19 protein-coding genes are annotated in these 17,721 nt (G+C 60.9%); 8 read left to right on the top strand and 11 right to left on the bottom strand.

Features of this window, described 5'->3' with window-relative positions; genetic code table 11:
• The first annotated feature begins 216 nt into the window (after positions 1-216).
• On the top strand, positions 217-990 hold the full coding sequence (dph5, locus tag C476_RS14700) for a diphthine synthase (protein ID WP_008014338.1): 774 nt from the start codon (positions 217-219) through the stop codon (positions 988-990).
• Positions 991-1,106: 116 nt separating this feature from the next.
• Here the strand turns inward: dph5 and C476_RS14695 are convergent, their stop codons facing one another.
• On the bottom strand, positions 1,107-2,090 hold the full coding sequence (locus tag C476_RS14695) for an isocitrate/isopropylmalate dehydrogenase family protein (RefSeq protein WP_008014336.1): 984 nt from the start codon (positions 2,088-2,090) through the stop codon (positions 1,107-1,109).
• Positions 2,091-2,264: 174 nt separating this feature from the next.
• On the opposite strand from C476_RS14695, the gene C476_RS14690 reads away from it, so the two are divergent.
• Complete coding sequence (locus C476_RS14690; RefSeq protein ID WP_152418221.1) at positions 2,265-3,476, top strand: hypothetical protein; 1,212 nt, start codon at positions 2,265-2,267, stop codon at positions 3,474-3,476.
• An 8-nt stretch (positions 3,477-3,484) separates the two neighbouring features.
• Here the strand turns inward: C476_RS14690 and leuD are convergent, their stop codons facing one another.
• The 7 genes from leuD to C476_RS14655 form a co-directional block, all read right to left on the bottom strand.
• Positions 3,485-4,126, bottom strand: a complete 642-nt coding sequence (gene leuD, locus C476_RS14685; protein ID WP_008014332.1) for a 3-isopropylmalate dehydratase small subunit — start codon at positions 4,124-4,126, stop codon at positions 3,485-3,487.
• Entirely contained in the window at positions 4,123-5,544 is a 1,422-nt protein-coding gene (gene leuC / locus C476_RS14680) for a 3-isopropylmalate dehydratase large subunit (protein ID WP_008014329.1), read from the bottom strand. Before leuC ends, leuD begins: the two co-directional genes overlap by 4 nt.
• Positions 5,541-5,831 (bottom strand): hypothetical protein, encoded by a 291-nt coding sequence (locus C476_RS14675; RefSeq protein WP_008014328.1) that lies wholly within the window; start codon positions 5,829-5,831, stop codon positions 5,541-5,543. Before C476_RS14675 ends, leuC begins: the two co-directional genes overlap by 4 nt.
• A gap of 23 nt (positions 5,832-5,854) precedes the next feature.
• The gene (gene ilvC, locus C476_RS14670; protein WP_008014327.1) at positions 5,855-6,907 is read right to left on the bottom strand and encodes a ketol-acid reductoisomerase; all 1,053 of its coding nucleotides are present in this window, start codon (positions 6,905-6,907) and stop codon (positions 5,855-5,857) included.
• Complete coding sequence (gene ilvN, locus C476_RS14665; protein ID WP_008014324.1) at positions 6,900-7,562, bottom strand: acetolactate synthase small subunit; 663 nt, start codon at positions 7,560-7,562, stop codon at positions 6,900-6,902. Before ilvN ends, ilvC begins: the two co-directional genes overlap by 8 nt.
• The gene (gene ilvB / locus C476_RS14660) at positions 7,559-9,382 is read right to left on the bottom strand and encodes a biosynthetic-type acetolactate synthase large subunit (protein WP_008014322.1); all 1,824 of its coding nucleotides are present in this window, start codon (positions 9,380-9,382) and stop codon (positions 7,559-7,561) included. Before ilvB ends, ilvN begins: the two co-directional genes overlap by 4 nt.
• A 322-nt stretch (positions 9,383-9,704) precedes the next feature.
• Positions 9,705-10,913 carry a LeuA family protein gene (locus C476_RS14655; RefSeq protein WP_241430501.1) on the bottom strand — a complete coding sequence of 403 codons (1,209 nt, stop codon included), beginning with the start codon at positions 10,911-10,913 and terminating at the stop codon, positions 9,705-9,707.
• Between the two features lie 475 nt (positions 10,914-11,388).
• Here C476_RS14655 and C476_RS14650 point away from each other — a divergent pair, with 475 nt between their 5' ends.
• Together C476_RS14650 and C476_RS14645 are read left to right on the top strand one after the other, a co-directional pair.
• Positions 11,389-11,844, top strand: a complete 456-nt coding sequence (locus C476_RS14650) for a ferritin-like domain-containing protein (protein WP_008014319.1) — start codon at positions 11,389-11,391, stop codon at positions 11,842-11,844.
• A 214-nt stretch (positions 11,845-12,058) separates the two neighbouring features.
• Positions 12,059-12,349: a DUF5779 family protein gene (locus C476_RS14645; RefSeq protein WP_008014317.1), complete on the top strand. Its 291-nt coding sequence runs from the start codon at positions 12,059-12,061 to the stop codon at positions 12,347-12,349.
• Positions 12,350-12,441: 92 nt separating this feature from the next.
• Here the strand turns inward: C476_RS14645 and C476_RS14640 are convergent, their stop codons facing one another.
• Genes C476_RS14640 through C476_RS14630 form a run of 3 tightly spaced genes read right to left on the bottom strand, consistent with a single transcriptional unit; the run spans position 12,442 to position 14,452 of the window.
• Positions 12,442-12,888 (bottom strand): arsenate-mycothiol transferase ArsC, encoded by a 447-nt coding sequence (locus tag C476_RS14640; protein ID WP_008014316.1) that lies wholly within the window; start codon positions 12,886-12,888, stop codon positions 12,442-12,444.
• Between the two features lie 6 nt (positions 12,889-12,894).
• On the bottom strand, positions 12,895-14,061 hold the full coding sequence (arsB, locus tag C476_RS14635) for an ACR3 family arsenite efflux transporter (protein WP_008014314.1): 1,167 nt from the start codon (positions 14,059-14,061) through the stop codon (positions 12,895-12,897).
• Complete coding sequence (locus C476_RS14630; RefSeq protein WP_008014312.1) at positions 14,054-14,452, bottom strand: ArsR/SmtB family transcription factor; 399 nt, start codon at positions 14,450-14,452, stop codon at positions 14,054-14,056. Before C476_RS14630 ends, arsB begins: the two co-directional genes overlap by 8 nt.
• Before the next feature lie 140 nt (positions 14,453-14,592).
• On the opposite strand from C476_RS14630, the gene C476_RS14625 reads away from it, so the two are divergent.
• From C476_RS14625 to C476_RS14610, 4 genes are all read left to right on the top strand, one after another.
• On the top strand, positions 14,593-15,015 hold the full coding sequence (locus C476_RS14625) for a RidA family protein (protein WP_008014310.1): 423 nt from the start codon (positions 14,593-14,595) through the stop codon (positions 15,013-15,015).
• Between the two features lie 551 nt (positions 15,016-15,566).
• Entirely contained in the window at positions 15,567-15,809 is a 243-nt protein-coding gene (locus tag C476_RS14620; protein ID WP_008014308.1) for a thioredoxin family protein, read from the top strand.
• A 6-nt stretch (positions 15,810-15,815) separates the two neighbouring features.
• Positions 15,816-16,745, top strand: a complete 930-nt coding sequence (locus tag C476_RS14615; RefSeq protein ID WP_008014306.1) for a permease — start codon at positions 15,816-15,818, stop codon at positions 16,743-16,745.
• Positions 16,746-17,134: 389 nt separating this feature from the next.
• Positions 17,135-17,512, top strand: coding sequence for an ArsR/SmtB family transcription factor (locus C476_RS14610; protein ID WP_008014304.1), 378 nt, complete (start codon positions 17,135-17,137; stop codon positions 17,510-17,512).
• Positions 17,513-17,721: the final 209 nt, after the last annotated feature.

The raw sequence follows: 17,721 nt of genomic DNA, 5'->3' as shown, positions 1-17,721 counted from the left end.
TGTCACAGTGGGGGACGAATCGTCCCCCACCGGTCAGTTAATCGATGTTGAGATTCCGTGCACGGGTTCTGTCATTCGTAGCTACAGTTCTGCGACTGTGAAAGTACCTTCGTCGATGAACGTCTCGATCACTCGTCCGATTGAGACGATTCGCGAGCTAGGTTCGCAGGGCAGCATCTCGAAAGCGTATTCCGGACGCTACGACTACGAGCGGCTATGCTTACCTTCATCGGCCTCGGTCTCTACGACGAACGCTCGATTACCGTCGAGGGGCGAGACGCCCTGCAGGCGGCCGACCGCGTCTACGCCGAGTTCTACACCAGCCAGCTAATCGGGACGACGATCGAGGATCTCGAGTCCTCCCACGATCTCGAGATCGAGGTCCGGGATCGCGCCGGCGTCGAACAACACCCCGAGGACATGCTCGAGGCGGCCGAAGACGAGGACGTCGCCTTCCTGACTGCGGGCGATACGATGATCTCGACGACCCACGTCGACCTGCGGCTGCGAGCCCACGAGCGCGGCATCGAGACGCGGGTCATCCACGGTGTCACAGCCCAGACGGCGACGAGTTCGCTGACTGGGCTCCAGAACTACCGGTTCGGCAAGGCGACGACTCTCCCCTTTCCCTTCGCCCACGGTGCCGAAGGGCTTCCCGCAAGCGTGACCGAGACGATCGACGAGAACCGCGCTGACGGCCTTCACACGGTCGTCTATCTGGACATCAAAGCCGAACGTGAGGAGTACATGACTGCCGATGTCGGCGCGGAACTGCTCGCCGAGGAATACCCCGACCTCGTCGGCGTCGTCGTCGCCCGTGCGGGCAGCCCGGAGCCGCTCGTCGAGGCCGGTACAATGACCGAACTCGCACAACGAGAATTCGGCGATCCGCTGCACTTGCTCGTGATCCCCGGAGAATGTCACCTGCTCGAGGCCGATGCGCTGGTCGAACTGGCCGGTGCTGATCGGGAGACACTCGATATCGTTTGAATTAGGGGACAAACACCGGCTCGAGTCGAATCGCGGCTACGACTACGACTACGACTTTCCTGTGTGTCGAAAATGACTGTTTCGACTGTGCTGTTGCTGTGGTTCAGCCAGCAGCGCTACAGTCGGTCGATGACCGCGGCGGTCACGTCTTCGGTCGACGCGTCCCCACCCAGGTCGGGCGTGCGCGGCCCGTCGGCGAGCGTGGCTTCGACGGCCGCGTTGACGGCTTCGCTCTCTTCTTCGTAGCCGAGGTACTCGAGCATCATCGCAGCAGAAATGATCTTTGCGGCTGGGTTTGCGACGTTCTCGCCGGCGATATCGGGTGCGGTCCCGTGGACTGGCTCGAATAGGGCGCGCTCGGGGCCGATATTGGCCGAGGGCAGCAGGCCGAGGCCGCCGACGAGGCCAGCAGCGAGGTCTGAGAGCACGTCGCCCGCGAGGTTCGGGCAGACGACGACGTCGAACTGTTCGGGGTCGAGACAGACCCGCGTCGCGAAGGCGTCCATCAGCACTTCGTCGGTTTCGATGCCCTGCTCGTCAGCGACCGATTTGACGGTATCACGGAAGAGTCCGTCCGTCTCACGCATGACGTTGGCCTTGTGGACGATCGTGAAGCTGTCGTGCTTGTCGCTGTCGGCGACGAAGTCACAGGCGAACTCGGCGAGCCGTTCGGAAGCCGACTCCGTGACGACGCGGGTGAGCGTCGAGACGTCGTCGGTCAGTCGGTCCTCGTGGCCCGAATAGACACCCTCGGTGTTCTCCCGGAGGAAGAGCAGATCCGTTTCGGGACGAACGGCGTCGATCCCCGGATACGCCTTCGCGGGCCGAACGTTGACGAACGAGTCGACTGCCTCCCGGAGTGGCAGGATGACGTCTGCGGCCGTCTCGCCGGCCGCGCCGAACAGCGTCGCGTCGGCCGATGCCGCGAGGTCGTAGGTCTCCTGGGGGAGTGCCTCACCGGTCTCTTCTTTGACCGCGTCGCCGGCTTCCGCTTCGATGAACTCGAAGTCGATGTCGAGCGACTCGAGGACTTCCACTGCAGCGGGTGTTACTTCTTTACCGATCCCGTCGCCCGGAATCACGGCGATTTCGTGAGTCATAGTTATGTGCTGGCAGTGGGGTAGGGAAAGTGATTCGGTTCGACCTTCAGACTACAGTGGGCCTTACAAGTCACTCTGACTGCGATGCGCGATTCTCATCAACCAAAATCACGTTGTTGAAAGTGCTGCCATTGAAAATACTTAAATATATGAATTAATAAAATACGAACTGGTATGGATTACATACAAAGTATGAGGCGTAGAAGATTAATGGGCGTTGCGTTCAGTGACTTCTATCCGCGGTATACCATCGCTGCCTCGATAATTATCTCAATAATCGGTGGGATTTTACTTGGAGTAACATCAGTTCTGTACTTTGGTCCGATTGATAATCTCACCTCAGGAACCCTGCTCGAAGGGTTACACTCGCCGGTGTCGGTCGCCGCGTTTTCGGGAGGAATGTTTGCTTGGGCAGCAATCGTCGCCTGGAGCATCTTCGGCCGCAACGCTCCGGAAGACCTGACAAGTGAATATCCACATGTTGGCCAGCCTTTTCGGTACGTTGGTATGATGCTCGTCCCTGTCATCGATGTTGCCTTATATTATGTTGTGACGTTTCTCAACAACCTTGCGAGCGTCCTCGGACTAGCTGCCATCGGAATTATCTTTCTGTACCGGATCAATTCGTCGAACGTCTGGGTGACGATTGGAAACACACCACGACAGAACACCAGGATTATGCGTCTCGTTTTGGGCGCCGTACTCGTCGCGGGCGCTGCCGCATACGTTCTCGGAGTGGTCCCGACACTCACACACGAAGAATGGTCGATCGTTTTGCTCTACGCACTTATCATCTGGGTTGGAATCGTCAGCGGGGTCGATACGACCATCTCCGCCATGGAGGGTGCGTTAGAGACGCAAGCGGTCGCTAACGAAGGCGTCGACTATCTCACGGAACAACACCAGACACTGTGCGAGAGAGCACCGGACGGTGTGGATATCGACGTCGGTATCGACGACGACCTGTCGACGCTTCAGGACGCACAGAGTGCCGTTGCTGAACTCGAAACGACGGAAGCATGGCTCGACCGATACGAATCGTATCTCGATGTCCGCGAGGACCTCGCTGACCACTTAGACGAACCCGTCCATGATTTGGCACTCGCCGATGACGACCGGCTGTCGACGAGGGTAGCAACGCTATGTGAGAACCTATCGCCGACTCACTACGACGACGAGGAAACCGCAGCAGATGCAATCGATACCCTGGAGGTGGTCGTCGACACGTACAAACGAGGCTACCTTCCGGACGAGTTCCTTACCGGTGACGATGCAGACCTACTGAACACTGCTGGCCCGTCCACCGGACAATTGGAGTGGATTGAATCCGCCGCCCGAAAAAATGCCCGCATAAAACAAGTTTCAGGCTACGATCACCGTGCGTAGCGTGACCGTTATTTCGGCTCTGGAATCGCTTCGTCGTCGACGTACGGGAGTTCCTTGGCCTTCTCGCGGACTGCGTCGGCGTTGGACTTCATCAGCGCCGTCGTGTCCCAGACGCCGTCGACGAGGGCCTTGCGCTGGGCCTCGTCGACGGTGACGTCGATCGTGGTGTCGCCGTAGGTGACTTCCTCGGCTTCGACATCGATCTCGATCTCGCCGTCGGGATTTGCGTCGACCCAGTCCTGCAGTTCCTCGATCGTCTCGCTGTCTGCCGTGACGGTCGGAATTCCGAGCGCCAGGCAGTTACCAGCGAAAATCTCGGCGAAGCTCTCACCGATGATCGCGTCGATGCCCCAGCGCATCAGCGCCTGCGGGGCGTGCTCGCGCGAGGAGCCACAGCCGAAGTTGGCGTTGACGACCATCACCGACGAATCCTGGAACCGATCCTCGTTCATCGGGTGGTCTTTGGGGGTGTCGTCGTCGTCGAAGCGCAGGTCGAAGAAGGCGAACTCGCCCAGCCCGTCGAAGGTGACGACCTTCATAAAGCGTGCGGGGATGATCTGGTCGGTGTCGATGTCGTTTCCGCGGATCGGGATGCCCGACCCCGAGACGTAATCGACTTCCGGAATCTCGACCTCGTCGCTTCCGCTCATGCGACGGTCACCTCCTGTAAGTCGCGTACGTCAGTCACTTCCCCAGTGACTGCCGCCGCAGCGACCATCTGTGGGTTCATCAGCACGGTTCGGCCCTCTTTCGAGCCCTGGCGGCCGACGAAGTTCCGGTTCGAGGAGGAGGCACTTGCCTCGTCGCCCTCGAGCTGGTCTTCGTTCATGCCGAGACACATCGAACAGCCGGCGTTGCGCCACTCGAAGCCGGCTTCCTCGAACGTGTCTTTGAGGCCTTCTTCCTCGGCAGCAGCCTGAACGCGCTGGCTACCGGGGACGACCATCGCACGGACGTCGTCGTCGACCTGCCGTCCCTCGACGATCTCCGCGGCGCGTCGCAGGTCCGGCAGACGGGCGTTCGTACAGGAGCCGAGGAAGGCAACATCGATGTTGTACCCTTCCATCGTCTCGCCGGGCTCGACGCGCATGTGTTCCTGGGCGCGTCGGGCCGTGTCTTGCTTCTCTTCGGGGAGGTCCTCGGGTGCCGGGATCGGCTCGGTGACGCCGACGCCCTGGCCGGGCGTGGTGCCCCAGGTGACGACCGGCTCGAGCTCGCTCGCGTCGATGTGGACGACGTCGTCGTACTCGGCGTCCTCGTCGGATGCGATCGACTCCCAGTAGGGTTTGAGCTCGTCGAACTTCTCGGGATTCTCCTGGAAGTAGTCAGTCTCCTCGAGCCACTCGTAGGTGGTCTCGTCGGGGTTGACATAGCCCGCGCGAGCGCCGCCCTCGATGGACATGTTACAGATCGACATCCGCCCCTCCATGTTGAGGTTCTCGATGGCCTCGCCGGCGTACTCGTAGACGTAGCCGACGCCGCCTTCGGTACCGAGTCGGCGGATGATCTCTAAGATGATGTCTTTGGCTTCGACACCCTCGCCGAGTTCGCCGTCGACCTGGATCTTGCGGACCTTCTGTTTCTCCATGGCGACGGTGCCCGTCGCGAGCACGTCGCGGATCTGGGAGGTCCCGATCCCGAACGCGAGTGCGCCGAACGCACCGTGCGTACTGGTGTGGGAGTCTCCACAGACGATCGTCTTGCCGGGCTGGGTGAGTCCCTGCTCTGGTCCGATGACGTGGACGATCCCCTGATCGCCCGTCGTCGGGTCCGAAAAGTCGATGCCCGCCTCGCGGACGTTCTCCTCGAGTTCGGACATCATCTCTTCGGCCGCGTCCTCCTCGTAGGGACGAGACTGGTCGGCCGTCGGGACGATGTGGTCGACTGTCGCGTGGGTCAGCTTCGGATAGGCGACCTCGAGATCTCGTTCGCGGAGCATCCCGAACGCCTGCGGACTCGTGACCTCGTGGATGAGGTGCAGCCCGACGAACAGCTGATCCTGTCCGGTCGGCAGCGTGGTGACTTTGTGTCGGTCCCAGACCTTGTCGTACAGTGTTCCCTCGCTCATTCCTCTTCCTCTTCTTCTACGACCGTCTCACGGTCAGCACGCCCGCCGTGTTCGGTTCCGCGCTCGAAGACGCGGTTCGCATCGTCGGCCTCTTTCGGTGGCGTGTGATCGACGTCACGCATTTTCTGTTTTCTGTCGGTACGCTCGTTCCCGTTGGCCTCCGCCTCGCCCCCGTCGGCGGCGACGATCGGCCCGCGGTTGAACAGCCGGCCAGCCGTCTCCCCGGTGTAGGGGTTCGTGTGGCTGACATCGGCCATCGTGTCTGTTGTGGTGTCGGTGTCGTTCATGATTGGTCGCTCTCCGTTTTCGGTTAGTCGTCGGCCTGGACCTGGACGGACTCGTCTTCCGCCTCGTCGCCTTCCTCGGCCCAGGCGAACAGGTCGCGCAGTCGCTCGCCGACGTCTTCGATCTCGTGGTTCTGTTCTGCGTTGCGCAGCTGGCTGTAGCTCGGGCGACCAGCCTGGTTCTCGACGATCCACTCGCGTGTGAACTCGCCGTTTTGAATCTCCTCGAGGATCTCGTCCATGTTCTCACGGACGGACTCGTCGACGACGCGGTCGCCACGGGTGAGACCGCCGTACTCGGCGGTGTCGGAGACGGAGTTCCACATCTCCATGTTGCCGCCTTCGTACATCAGATCGACGATCAGCTTGAGTTCGTTGAGACACTCGAAGTAGGCGATCTCGGGCGAGTAGCCCGCGTCGACCAGCGTCTCGTAGCCGTGTTTGACCAGCGAGGTGACGCCGCCACAGAGGACAGCCTGCTCGCCGAAGAGGTCCGATTCGACCTCTTCCTGGAACGTCGTCTCGATGACGCCGGCGCGGGTACAGCCGATTCCCTTCGCATACGCGAGGGCGCGTTCCTGAGCGTCGCCGGTCGTGTCCTGGTAGATCGCCAGCAGCCCTGGCGTCCCTTCGTCGTTCTCGTAGTTCCGGCGGACGAGGTGGCCCGGGCTCTTGGGCGCGACCATCGTCACGTCGACGTCTTCCGGCGGCTCGATCTGGTTGTAGTGGATGTTCAGCCCGTGGGCGAACTGTAAGGTGTCACCGGCCTCGAGGTTGGGCGCGATGGCGTTCTCGTAGACCGACGCCTGAACGGTGTCGGGCACGAGCACGGACACGTAGGAAGCCTGTGCGACCGCGTCGTCGGGCGTCGTCACGGTGAGCCCGTCGGCTTCGGCGGCCGAGCGAGAGGAAGAGTCCTCACGCAGGCCGACGACTACGTCGACCCCGCTCTCGTGAAGGTTCAGCGCGTGGGCGTGACCCTGGCTGCCGTAGCCCAGTACGGCCACGGTCTCGTCGTCGAGCGTCGATACGTCTGCGTCGTCGTCGTAATAAATATCGGTGGTGAATTCGTCAGTCATCGTCTGCTGGTTGGGTATTGTCGCCATACTTCGCCTCGTCGGCGGGCTGTGCTGTCAGATCGGCTCCAGCGGTCTGGTCGGTGCCGCGGGCCATCGCCGTCAGCCCCGTCCGGGACACCTCTCGGATTCCGAACTGGCTGAACGTCTCGACGGCGGCCTCGATCTTCTGGCGCGAGCCAGTAATTTCGAAGGTCGCCGTCTCCGGACTCGAGTCAACAGCCGTCGCGTCGTACATGTCCGCGACAGCGCTGACCGACGCCGGATCCGCGGCGTCGACTTTCACGAGCGCCAGTTCGCGGCGCATCGCGTCGGGCTCGAGTTCGCGCACGGAGATAACCGGCACGAGCTTTCGCAGCTGTTTTTCGACCTGGTCGATCCCGGGGTCGGGCTCCTCGACGACGATCGTGATTCGCGCGCGCTCCTCGTCGTCGGTGGGGCCGACGGTCAGGCTCTCGATGTTGAACTGCCGTCTCGAGAACAGCCCCGAGACGTCCGAGAGCACGCCGGGTTCGTGTGCGACCAGCGCCGAGATGACGGTACGCCGGGGCTCGTGGGTCGCTTCGACTTCGGGGTCGATGCGAATGCCCTGTTTGTTGCGCCGTCCTGCGGGAGTCGGTCGCTCTTCGGGTGCTGGGCCTTCTAATCCGCGCTTCATAATTGGTCCTCCGTCAGTGCGAACTGACCGTTGTCGCCGCCGCTTGGCACCATTGGGTAGACGTTGGCGTCGGGATCGATGTGGACGTCGATCACCGACGGGCCGTCGTAGGCGAGTGCCTCCTCGATGGTGTCGGCGACGTCGTCGTAGTCGTCGATTCGGAAGCCACAGGCGCCGAAGGCTTCGGCGAGCTTGTCGAACTCGGGCATCCAGTTGTAGTCCGAAGCGGCGTGGCGGCCCTCGAAGAAGGCGTCCTGCCACTGGCGGACCATGCCGATGTACTCGTTGTTGAGCACGGCGACCGTGATGTCCAAGTTCTCGCGGACGGCCACGGACAGTCCCTGCAGCGTCATCAGGAACGAACCGTCACCGTCGACACAGATGACCTCTTGGTCGTCGTCGGCCGCTAGCCGCGCGCCGATGGCTGCGGGCAGACCGTAACCCATCGTCCCGAGCCCGTGACTCGAGACCCAGGTGCGCGGTTCGGTGTACGTCCAGTACTGGGCGGCCCACATCTGGTGTTGGCCGACGCCGGTGGTGACGATCGCCCGGTCGCTCGTGGCCTCGTCTAAGGCTTCGACGACGAACTCCGGCTGGACCGGCGCGTCTTCGGGTGCCTCGTAGGCCATCGAGTAGTCGGATTTCCACTGCTGGCACTGCGCGCGCCACTTCGTGGCTGCCGGTGACTCGTCGACCGCCGCGGCGAGTTGCTCGACGACGGTTTCGGCGTCGCCGACCAGCGGGTAGTCCGCGTGGATGTTCTTCGAGATCTCTGCGGGATCGATGTCGACGTGGATGACCTCCGCGTCGGGCGCGAAGGTCTCGATGCCGCCGGTCAGGCGGTCGTCGAATCGGGTCCCGATCCCGATCAGCGTATCACAGTGGGTGATCGCCATGTTGGCGTAGCCGGTGCCGTGCATGCCCGCCATCTCGAGGGACAGCTCGTGGTCCTCGGGGAACGCGCCGAGGCCGGGCATCGTGGTGATGACCGGAATCTCGTGTTCGATGGCGAACTCACGACAGGCCTCGCTGGCCTCGCCTTTGATGACGCCACCGCCAAGCAGCATGACGGGACGATCGGCGTTTTCGATCCGCTCGGCCGCGGCTGCGACGATTTCCGAGTCGGCCCGTTCCTGCACGTGGTAGGTGTCGGGCGTTTTCGGCTCGTCGGGCTCGCGGTCGGTCTCGCCGTTGGTGACGTCTTTCGGGAGGTCGACCAGAGTCGGCCCCGGTCGGCCCTCGCGGGCCAGCGCGAACGCCTCGGTGACGTCGCTGCCGACGTGGTCGGCGTCGCTCGCGAACGTATTGTCCTTCGTGATCGGCGTCGTGACGCCGGTAGTGTCGGTCTCCTGGAAGGCGTCGTTGCCGACGAACTCCGTCGGGACCTGTCCCGTCAGCGCGAGCATCGGATCCGAGTCCATGTCGGCGTCGGCGATGCCGGTGACCAGGTTGGTCGCGCCCGGCCCCGACGTCGCGAGACAGACGCCCGGTTCGCCCGAGACGATGCCGTAGGCGTCGGCCGCGTGGGCTGCGCCCTGTTCGTGGGCCATCGTCACATGCCGGATGTCCGAATCGTAGAGGACGTCGTAGACGGGCATGATCGCCCCGCCCTGGACGCCGAAGGCGTACTCGACGCCCGCGTTCTCGAGTGCGCGAACGACGGCCTCGGCACCCGACGTGACGGGTTCGGCCGTCGTCTCGGACTCGGTCTCGGCTGCCGAGTCGGGCTCGGTCGCCGCGTCGGGCGCGGCACTGTCGGTGATCTGCTCGTCGGTCTGTTCGTCGTCTGTTGGCGTGACCTTTGCTGCGCGTTCGCTCATCGATTACCTCCCGCCAGTGTGTGGCGATCGGGTGGTGTACGGTAGTGTGTCATCTGGTGGATTGCTGATCGCTCGGAGAACGATGCGGATTCCGGTCCGAAGCTGCGAGGTACTGAAGATGGGGCTAGAACGCCCCTACAATACGAATCGGAGCGAGCGCGCTGGTGTCGACTGTGCGGACACGAGCCGACAGGGAAGCGCGAACCGTCATTACTGATTACGTAGCTCTCTCGAGGGTCATAACCCTTACGAGTCGCGCCAGTTCGCTGGATCGAACGCGATAGCTGGGGCTCGCGGCCGGTGGCAAACAGGGAGGACATCCCTAGACGCGCACCTCCTCTTCCTCGGACTGGCGTTCGACGCCAGCCTCCTCGGCGAAGCGCTCCAAGACGTCGACCGTGACGCGGCGCTTCTCGGCCCCGTAATCTTTGACGCGGCGGGTGACGGCGCGTACCTGCTCGTCGGTGGGATCGAAGCCACACTCGACGAGTCGTTCCCGAACTGAGTGGGTGCCGGTGTGTTTCCCCATGACGAGGTTGCGCTCGGCACCGACCATTTCGGGGGTCATCACGCCGGGCTCGAAGGTGTCGGAGTTTTCGATGACGCCGGCGGCGTGGATGCCGCTCTCGTGGGAGAAGGCGTTGTCGCCGACGACGGGCTTGTTACCCGGTGTCGGCATCCCGCTTTTTTCCTCGACGATCTCCGAGAGTTCGGTGATGCGTGTCGTGTCGATCCCCGTGTCGGTCTGGTAGAGCGACTCGACGGCCATCACGAACTCTTCGTAGGCGGCGTTGCCGGCCCGCTCACCGATGGAGTTGACCGAGACCTGTGCCTGGGATGCGCCCGCTTCGATGCCGGCCAAGGCGTTGGCGGTGGCCAGCCCGAAGTCGTCGTGGGCGTGGACGTCGATCCGGGCGTCGGTGTGGGCCAGGACCTTCTCGATCATCGCCTTGAACCGGGTCGGTGTGGCGACGCCGGTGGTGTCGGGAATGTTGATCCAGTCGGTTCCAGCCTCGGTGACCGCCTCGATGACCTCGATCAGGAACTGTTCGTCGGTTCGCGTCGCATCCATCGGCGAGAACATGCAGGTTGCGCCTGCCTCGGTGATGCGTTCGACCGACTCGACTGCGCGTTCTACGACCTCCTCACGGGTGGCGTGCATCGAATCCTCGATCTGGACGTCGCTGGTGGACACGAACGTGTGCACCATCTCGACGCCGGAATCGAGCGCCGCTTCGATGTCCTGGTCGACGACGCGGGCGAGGCCACAGGTCGTCGAACTAGTTGCCGAAGCGATATCACGAACGGCCTCGAACTCCGCGTCCGAGTTGACGGGGAACCCGGCCTCGATGACGTGGGTTCCCATCTCGTCCAAGATGGACGCGATCTGCCGTTTATCGTCGTAAGAGAACGAAGTGCCGGGCGACTGCTCGCCGTCCCGGAGGGTCGTATCGAAGACACGTGCTGACTCTATTTCGTCAGTGGAATCTAACGTGCCCTGGAAGAACTCGACCCCCCTGACTGTTGTCAGAGGATGGGCTGTCTTGTGAAGACATTGTATCTGAATCCCAGGTGCGACGACATATATAAAACTACCGCTGTACCTGACAGTGACCGACGACCGATACCATCACAATCGTTTATTGAGATCCGAAAATCGCATGACGGCGCCCACCTATTATCCGACCATATCTCCTAATACTGTATAGCACGAGCCCGCCGATCGACGTGTTTCTCGAGCAGTGGCCACGAATTCCTCCCTGTTCGACCCCAATCAACCTCGCTCGAGCGCTCGCGCGCGGTCGCCGATCGACAAACGGTCACTCTGTCTGCTCGAAGGCCGCTCGAAACGTGAACTGTGCTACTTTCGCTCTCGTTTCTGGATGAGTGGCCAGTCCGGGCCGTAATAACGCGCGCACACGACGCTCAAGGAGTGAGAGTTGACGGGACGGACGAGAGCGGACATATGTCAATACTTTATACCCGGCTGCTGTAGAACGATGCGCATGACGACCGACGAAATCATCGACCTGCTGACGGAGGCGTATATCGACGAGCTCGAGACCGTAATGAACTACCGGACGAACGCGATCGTTCTCGACGGCATTCACGCCGAGGAAGTCAAAGAGAGTCTCGAGGAAGACATCCAGGAAGAACTCGACCACGCGCGGATTCTCGGCGAGCGGCTGAAACAGCTCGACGAGTCGCCGCCAGGCTCGGAGTCGTTCGAGGCCAACCAGCACAGCCTCCAGCCGCCCGAAGACACCACCGATGTCCAGTCGGTCATCGAGGGCGTCCTCGAAGCCGAGGAAGCAGCCATCGAGACCTATCGGTCGCTAGTGGAGGCGGCCGACGATGCAAACGACCCGGTCACCGAAGACGTGGCGGTGACGATTCTCGCCGACGAGGAGGCCCACCGCACCGAGTTCCGCGGGTTCCAGAAGGAGTTCCCGATGGACTGAGTCTGTGATAGCAACCGCGAGCGAACGAAGTGAGCGAGCGGGCCGACGACCGATGTGAAGGCTCGCGTAGCGAGCCGAAACAGAGGGAGGAGTGCTTTTGATCGACCTTTTGCCGAGGGACGCCGTGCTGTGTGGCGCAGCCACCAGCACGGCAGACCGCAGAGCAAAAGGTCGGAGGCGAACGTTTTTCTCGCCGCAATTCGACCCACCCGGTATGAGCGATTTCGACCTCGACCTTCGAACTGTCGAGGAACACATCGACGACGAACTCGAGATCGAAGGCAGCATCGTCCTTGGCGTCCTCGACGGGGAGACGCCGGCCGAGGAGTGGCTCGAGGCGATTTCAACGGGGAACGTCCTCGTTCTCAACGTCGAGGGGAACGTGAACGAACTGGCGTCGGGATTTGCACGCGATGTCAAAGAGTCGGGCGGGAATCTCGTTCACTTTCGTGGCTTTCTGCTCGTGACGCCGCCGGGCGTGGACGTGAGTACGGACCGGCTCTGATCGCGCTATAGTAACAACTGAAACGATTTACACACCGATTGTACAGCCGTCGTGCGATCGAGTGTGCAGTGACTTTCAGTGGCTACTATAGGTTACCGGGTCGTCTCGAGTTCGTCGAACAGCGAGCCCACGCGGTGTTCGATCTCGTCACGGATCGTCGCGACTGCCGCCGGTGATTTCCCGTCCGGGTCCTCGAGATCCCAGTCGCGGTTCTCGCCAGCCCAGTTGGCCGGGCAGACGTCGGCAGCCGAACAGCCCATCGTGATGACGTAGTCGCTCGCCTGAAGGTCCTCGAAGGTGACCTCTCGTGGCGTCCGATCGGCGATGTCGATTCCCGTGTCGGCCATCGCGTTGACGACCTCGTCGTGGACGTGGTCGGCGGGTCGCGTGCCGCCGGTGATGAGGTCGATTTCGGCGGCGAGCTCTCGCGTTTCCAGTTCTTGCTGTGCGAACGCGTAGGCCATCTGTGATCGGCCTGCGTTCTGGACACAGACGAAGGCGATACGAGTCGAGTCGGTGGAATCGGTGTGTGAAGTCATTGGGTATCAGTCGTCGTCAGGGGTCGATTTTGGGGATGATGACTCGAGGCGGCCAGTGGTGGCACCACTCCAGTCGAAGCGCCGCTGGAAGTACAGTGCGACGTTGACCAACGCGAGCAGGACGGGGACTTCGATCAGTGGGCCGACGACGGTCGTGAAGGCGACGCCGGAGCCGACGCCGAAGACGGCGACCGCGACCGCGATCGCAAGTTCGAAGTTGTTCGAGGCGGCGGTAAAGCCGATCGCGGTCGTCGTCGAGTAGTCCGCGCCGATCCCTCTGCCCATGCCGAAGCTCACGAGGAACATCACCACGAAGTAGATCGTCAGCGGGACGGCGATCAGGAGCACGTCACTGGGCGAGGCGACGATGGCCTCGCCCTGTGTCGCGAACATCACGATGACGGTAAACAGCAGCGCGACGAGTGTTAGCGGGTCGATCTTCGGAACGAACGTTTCGTCGTACCATTCCTCGCTCTTCGTTCGGGTGCCGATATACCGAGTAAGGAAGCCACCGGCAAAGGGGATCCCGAGGAAGACGACGATCGCCCTGAACACCTGCGCCGGCGTCACGTTGAACGTCTCGATGCCGGCGACGAGCGTCTCCATGCCGAGTAACGGCGGGAGAAACAGGCCGAAAAACCAGACGTACACCCCGTAGGTAACGATCTGAAAGAGGCTATTAAAAGCGACGAGCCCGGTGACGTACTCGGTCGAGCCGTCGGCGAGTTCGTTCCAGACGAGCACCATTGCGATACAGCGGGCCATGCCGATGAAGATGAGCCCGAGGAAGTAGTCGGGTCGTGCCGGCAGGCCGGGGACGAGTCCGCTGAAGAAGACGACTGCGAGCCCGAACATCAGCGTTGGGCCGATGAGCCAATTCTGGATCAGACTCAACCCGAGGACGCGCCAGTTACGAAAGACGGTCGGGAGTCGCGAGTAATCGGCTTTCGCCAGTGGCGGATACATCATCGCGATCAGCCCGATCTGGACGAGGTGGAGCTCTTGAATCGGCTGGGTGACCGACGGCGCAACGAAGCCGAGACCGACGCCGATAGCCATCGCCCCGAAGATCCAGACGGTGAGATACTTATCGAGGAAATCCATCGACCGCGGATCGCCACAGCTCTCACAGCCACAGTTCGGCCCGTGTTCGTGAGAGTCGGCGTTACTCATCCGCGGTCACTCCATCCAATAGTGTCAGTATCGCAACCGCGGTGTTCGAGGCACGATACTTCCGCCACCGGCCGTCCTTTCGGCACGTGATGAGGTCAGCGTCGGTCAGGGCCGAGAGCGCGTGGCTGATGGCACTCTCGCTTGCATCGATCATCGCGTTCAGTTCACAGACACAGAGCTCGCCATCGGCGGCCACGAGGAGCCGTACGAGTTTGTATCGCGTCTCGTTTGCAAGCGCCGTCAGTACATCGAGGTCCCTCTCGATCCGATCCGTCGAGAGCACCGCTTCGAGCGTATCCAATTCGTCGAGCCGTTGTTCGACGTCCTCGGGACGACAGTCCTCGAGCTCGTCCTCAAGGTAACGCTGGAGACGTTGTGTCGCTGTTGCCATGGCCTTTGATTGAGTAACTCTTCAATTAATACTTTCGACTGATACTCCGTGCTATCACTCATATCGGTTATTTCTGCTCTAGAGCAGACTTGTACAGTTCACCCAACACTCCTATAAGTGAGCAGTCCCTCAATCGTACTGTGCAACAGTCGAAGACCGATCAGCACCAGTTGTCGTCTCGTGCAAGTACCACTGGCCGCAAACAGCGTGCCGGAACGTCGTTTACCGGCGGCTATGGCACGAAGACCGGGAGTTCTGATCTCCTGTTTTTGGAGGGCCAGCTGCCGACCGAAGACGGGACCGTCCCATCAGCACAGTCCGCGGCAGAACAGATGCAACACGCGCTCTCGAACCTCGAGACGGCACTCGAGGAACAGGGCCGAACGCTCGACGACGTGCTCAAAGTGACGGTGTATCTCACCGACCTCGAGCAGTACGACGCGGTCAACGAAGTCTATCGAGAGGCATTCGGTGAGCAGCTGCCAGCGCGCAGTGTCGTCGGTGTGTCTGAGTTACTTGGCGGTGCAAGCGTTCAGATCGACGCGGTTGCGGCGATCGAGTGATACGGACTACTGTACGTCAGTATTGGTGGGGCCGCGACCAACCCTGCAGTCCTACCGGTACATCGGTACAGCAGACCGTCTGAAGAGTTCGTTCTCGACGGTTCCCGTGGGATAGCTGAACGCTATCGAGAAACAGTGTCTCGGAGTGTGTCTCTCTCATATAGACTGCATTGGCAACTACATCGGGATTTCTCAATTCAATCGGTACTCGGTTCGAGTTCGACCGTACTCGATCTGAACCCGATCGATTCATATCCACACTTGCGTTTACCGGACGTATTACCTCTTAACTCCATGAGTAGGAGTGTTCACCCCAATATTGGTCTTTCCCGAACTCGTCATACATGCCCCTCTCGAGGAGCACCTCTGATGTGAGACTCACTCGAACAAATCGGATTTTATCGAAACGCACTAATACCGCACCGGACTTTATCGATATGTATGGCAGATCCAATGGTCGACAAGACCGTGGACGCACAGGCTGGAACAGGTTTGACGGCAGATGACGGCCGGCGTTGGAGCGGCGAAATCGAAAAAACCGGAGGTAACCGATGAAAATTACCGTTTACGGACCGGACGGTTGCAGCAACTGCTCGCGGCTCAAGGAGAAAGCGCAGAACGTCGTCGAGGAGAACGGGTTCGACGCGGACGTAGAGAAGGAAGGGGATATGGCGAAACTGGCGGAGAAAGGCATTATGTCCACGCCAGGCTTCGAGATCGACGGCGAAATGGTCTTCAACGGGTCGAATCCGTCTGAAGACGAGTTACAGGAGCTCATCGAGGACCGGTTGTAAGAACCCATGGTTTTTCAACAGATAGCCACATACGTAGTCGAGGCTCTCGGACTCACGGGGTCGCTGAGAGCGGCGGCTCACTTCTGGATCTACGACACGCTGAAGATCCTCTCGATACTCATCGTCGTTATTTTCGGCGTGACGTACCTCCGAACGTACTTTCCACCGGAGAAGATCAGGGACTATCTCGAGGGGAAGCGAGCAATAACGGGGTATGCACTCGCTGCGTTGCTCGGAATCGTCTCCCCGTTTTGCTCCTGTTCGACGATTCCGATATTCCTCGGGATGGTTGGTGCGGGAATCCCGTTCGGAATTACGATCACGTTCCTCGCCGTCTCGCCGATGATCAACGAGGCTGCGCTCGTCGTGCTGCCGGGCGTCGTCGGATTCAAATTGACAGCTCTGTATGCGGTGAGCGGGATCGTAATCGGGATGTCCAGCGGCTACACCCTCAATAAACTTGGCTTCGACAGATACATCGAGGAGTTCAATTTCGGCGACTCGGATGTCGAAATCGATGAGCCCACCCGGAAAGAACGTGCCAGAGAGGCGTACGTCGAGGCGAAAGACATCATCGTCGAAATCGTGCCATACGTTATCGTTGGCGTTGGAGCGGGTGCAGCTATCCACGGCTACCTACCCGGCGAACTGGTAACACAGTATCTGTCGGGGCCGCTCGGCGTCTTCGGCGCGGTCGCCGTCGGCGTCCCGATGTACACTGACATCCTCGGTGTCATACCGGTCGTCGAATCGCTGATCGGGAAAGGACTGCCGGTTGGGACGGGCCTGGCGTTTATGATGTCGGTTGCCGCACTCTCGTTCCCGCAGTTCATGATCCTGAACAAAGTGATGAAGAAAGAACTGATCGCGGCATACGCGACGACACTGGCAGCAGGTATCTTGACCATTGGCTTGCTCTTCAATCTACTACTCTAGATTCGTAGTCAGTTGTTTGCTCGACGACGGCAGCGTCCAGCGCGATGTGGGGACTCGGATTGATCACACAGCGACTCTTTGCAGTGAACCGCCTCGGGGTCAAGCCCCGAGGCACTCGGCCTGCTCCGCCTGTAGAAGAGAACGATTCATCCGATATTGCATCCGGTAGTACGTTCCGAGATTGCCATCACGTATCGGGGATTCCTGAATTGAAAAGTCAACGTTCAATACTTGAATGAGCAACATTCGACCCATATACTCCTCTCTGATCGAAACCTTTAGTATTAAAACGGCCTTTATCGATATGTATGGATAATTCGCTGTTCGGCAAGATTGTGGCTGCAGTGGCCGGCGCAGGATCGACCGACGATGGAGAGCACTAAGCAACGATGAGTGACTCAGTACCCGAATCGACGCGACAGACGCTGGATCGACTCTACGAGGACCCCGAAAACCGACTGACATCGCTGTTCGAACTCGCACCGGACGACGAACAGGTGGACGCACAGCTTGGCGTGTTCAAAGCGCTGGCGAACGAACACCGGATCCGAATCCTCGAGGCGCTCAAAGAGGGCGAACTGTGTGCGTGTGAGTTACAGGTCGTCCTCGACGCGCCCCAGTCGACGGTGGCGAGTCATCTGCGAGAGCTCAAAGACGCCGGGCTGGTCAAGACACGACGCCAAGGCAAGTGGACCTACTATCGGATCGGTGACACCGCTGCACTCCAGTTACTCGAGATCGCGCACGCACTTGCTGAGGGTGAATAACGCGCTCCCATCGGACTCGAGGCAGCGCTCGTCGGCTCGGAGCACTCCTTCTTGCAGCTGGGGTAAGACGGACGGCTATTTTTCCTTGTATACGGGCCAACGAAGTCGGATTCCGCGCGCGCGGAGCGCCCATCTGAGTTCGACACACCCCCAGAGCAGCGCCGTCGCAAGGCCGACGGTCACCGGTCCGAGAGCTGTCTCTTATACAC

This window comes from Natrinema limicola JCM 13563, assembly GCF_000337475.1.
Lineage (GTDB): Archaea > Halobacteriota > Halobacteria > Halobacteriales > Natrialbaceae > Natrinema > Natrinema limicola.
This window is presented reverse-complemented; position numbering and strand designations above follow the sequence as displayed.

Excerpts from the sequence above, each read along its gene's own strand:
- C476_RS14690 (WP_152418221.1), top strand. The coding sequence starts at position 2,265 with ATGGATTACATACAAAGTATGAGGCGTAGAAGATTAATGGGCGTTGCG.
- C476_RS14650 (WP_008014319.1), top strand. The coding sequence starts at position 11,389 with ATGACGACCGACGAAATCATCGACCTGCTGACGGAGGCGTATATCGAC.
- C476_RS14645 (WP_008014317.1), top strand. The coding sequence starts at position 12,059 with ATGAGCGATTTCGACCTCGACCTTCGAACTGTCGAGGAACACATCGAC.
- arsB (WP_008014314.1), bottom strand. The coding sequence starts at position 14,061 with ATGAGTAACGCCGACTCTCACGAACACGGGCCGAACTGTGGCTGTGAG.
- leuC (WP_008014329.1), bottom strand. The coding sequence starts at position 5,544 with ATGAGCGAGGGAACACTGTACGACAAGGTCTGGGACCGACACAAAGTC.
- C476_RS14610 (WP_008014304.1), top strand. The coding sequence starts at position 17,135 with ATGAGTGACTCAGTACCCGAATCGACGCGACAGACGCTGGATCGACTC.
- leuD (WP_008014332.1), bottom strand. The coding sequence starts at position 4,126 with ATGAGCGGAAGCGACGAGGTCGAGATTCCGGAAGTCGATTACGTCTCG.
- ilvB (WP_008014322.1), bottom strand. The coding sequence starts at position 9,382 with ATGAGCGAACGCGCAGCAAAGGTCACGCCAACAGACGACGAACAGACC.
- ilvN (WP_008014324.1), bottom strand. The coding sequence starts at position 7,562 with ATGAAGCGCGGATTAGAAGGCCCAGCACCCGAAGAGCGACCGACTCCC.
- C476_RS14630 (WP_008014312.1), bottom strand. The coding sequence starts at position 14,452 with ATGGCAACAGCGACACAACGTCTCCAGCGTTACCTTGAGGACGAGCTC.
- C476_RS14695 (WP_008014336.1), bottom strand. The coding sequence starts at position 2,090 with ATGACTCACGAAATCGCCGTGATTCCGGGCGACGGGATCGGTAAAGAA.
- C476_RS14620 (WP_008014308.1), top strand. The coding sequence starts at position 15,567 with ATGAAAATTACCGTTTACGGACCGGACGGTTGCAGCAACTGCTCGCGG.
- ilvC (WP_008014327.1), bottom strand. The coding sequence starts at position 6,907 with ATGACTGACGAATTCACCACCGATATTTATTACGACGACGACGCAGAC.
- C476_RS14675 (WP_008014328.1), bottom strand. The coding sequence starts at position 5,831 with ATGAACGACACCGACACCACAACAGACACGATGGCCGATGTCAGCCAC.
- dph5 (WP_008014338.1), top strand. The coding sequence starts at position 217 with ATGCTTACCTTCATCGGCCTCGGTCTCTACGACGAACGCTCGATTACC.
- C476_RS14640 (WP_008014316.1), bottom strand. The coding sequence starts at position 12,888 with ATGACTTCACACACCGATTCCACCGACTCGACTCGTATCGCCTTCGTC.
- C476_RS14615 (WP_008014306.1), top strand. The coding sequence starts at position 15,816 with ATGGTTTTTCAACAGATAGCCACATACGTAGTCGAGGCTCTCGGACTC.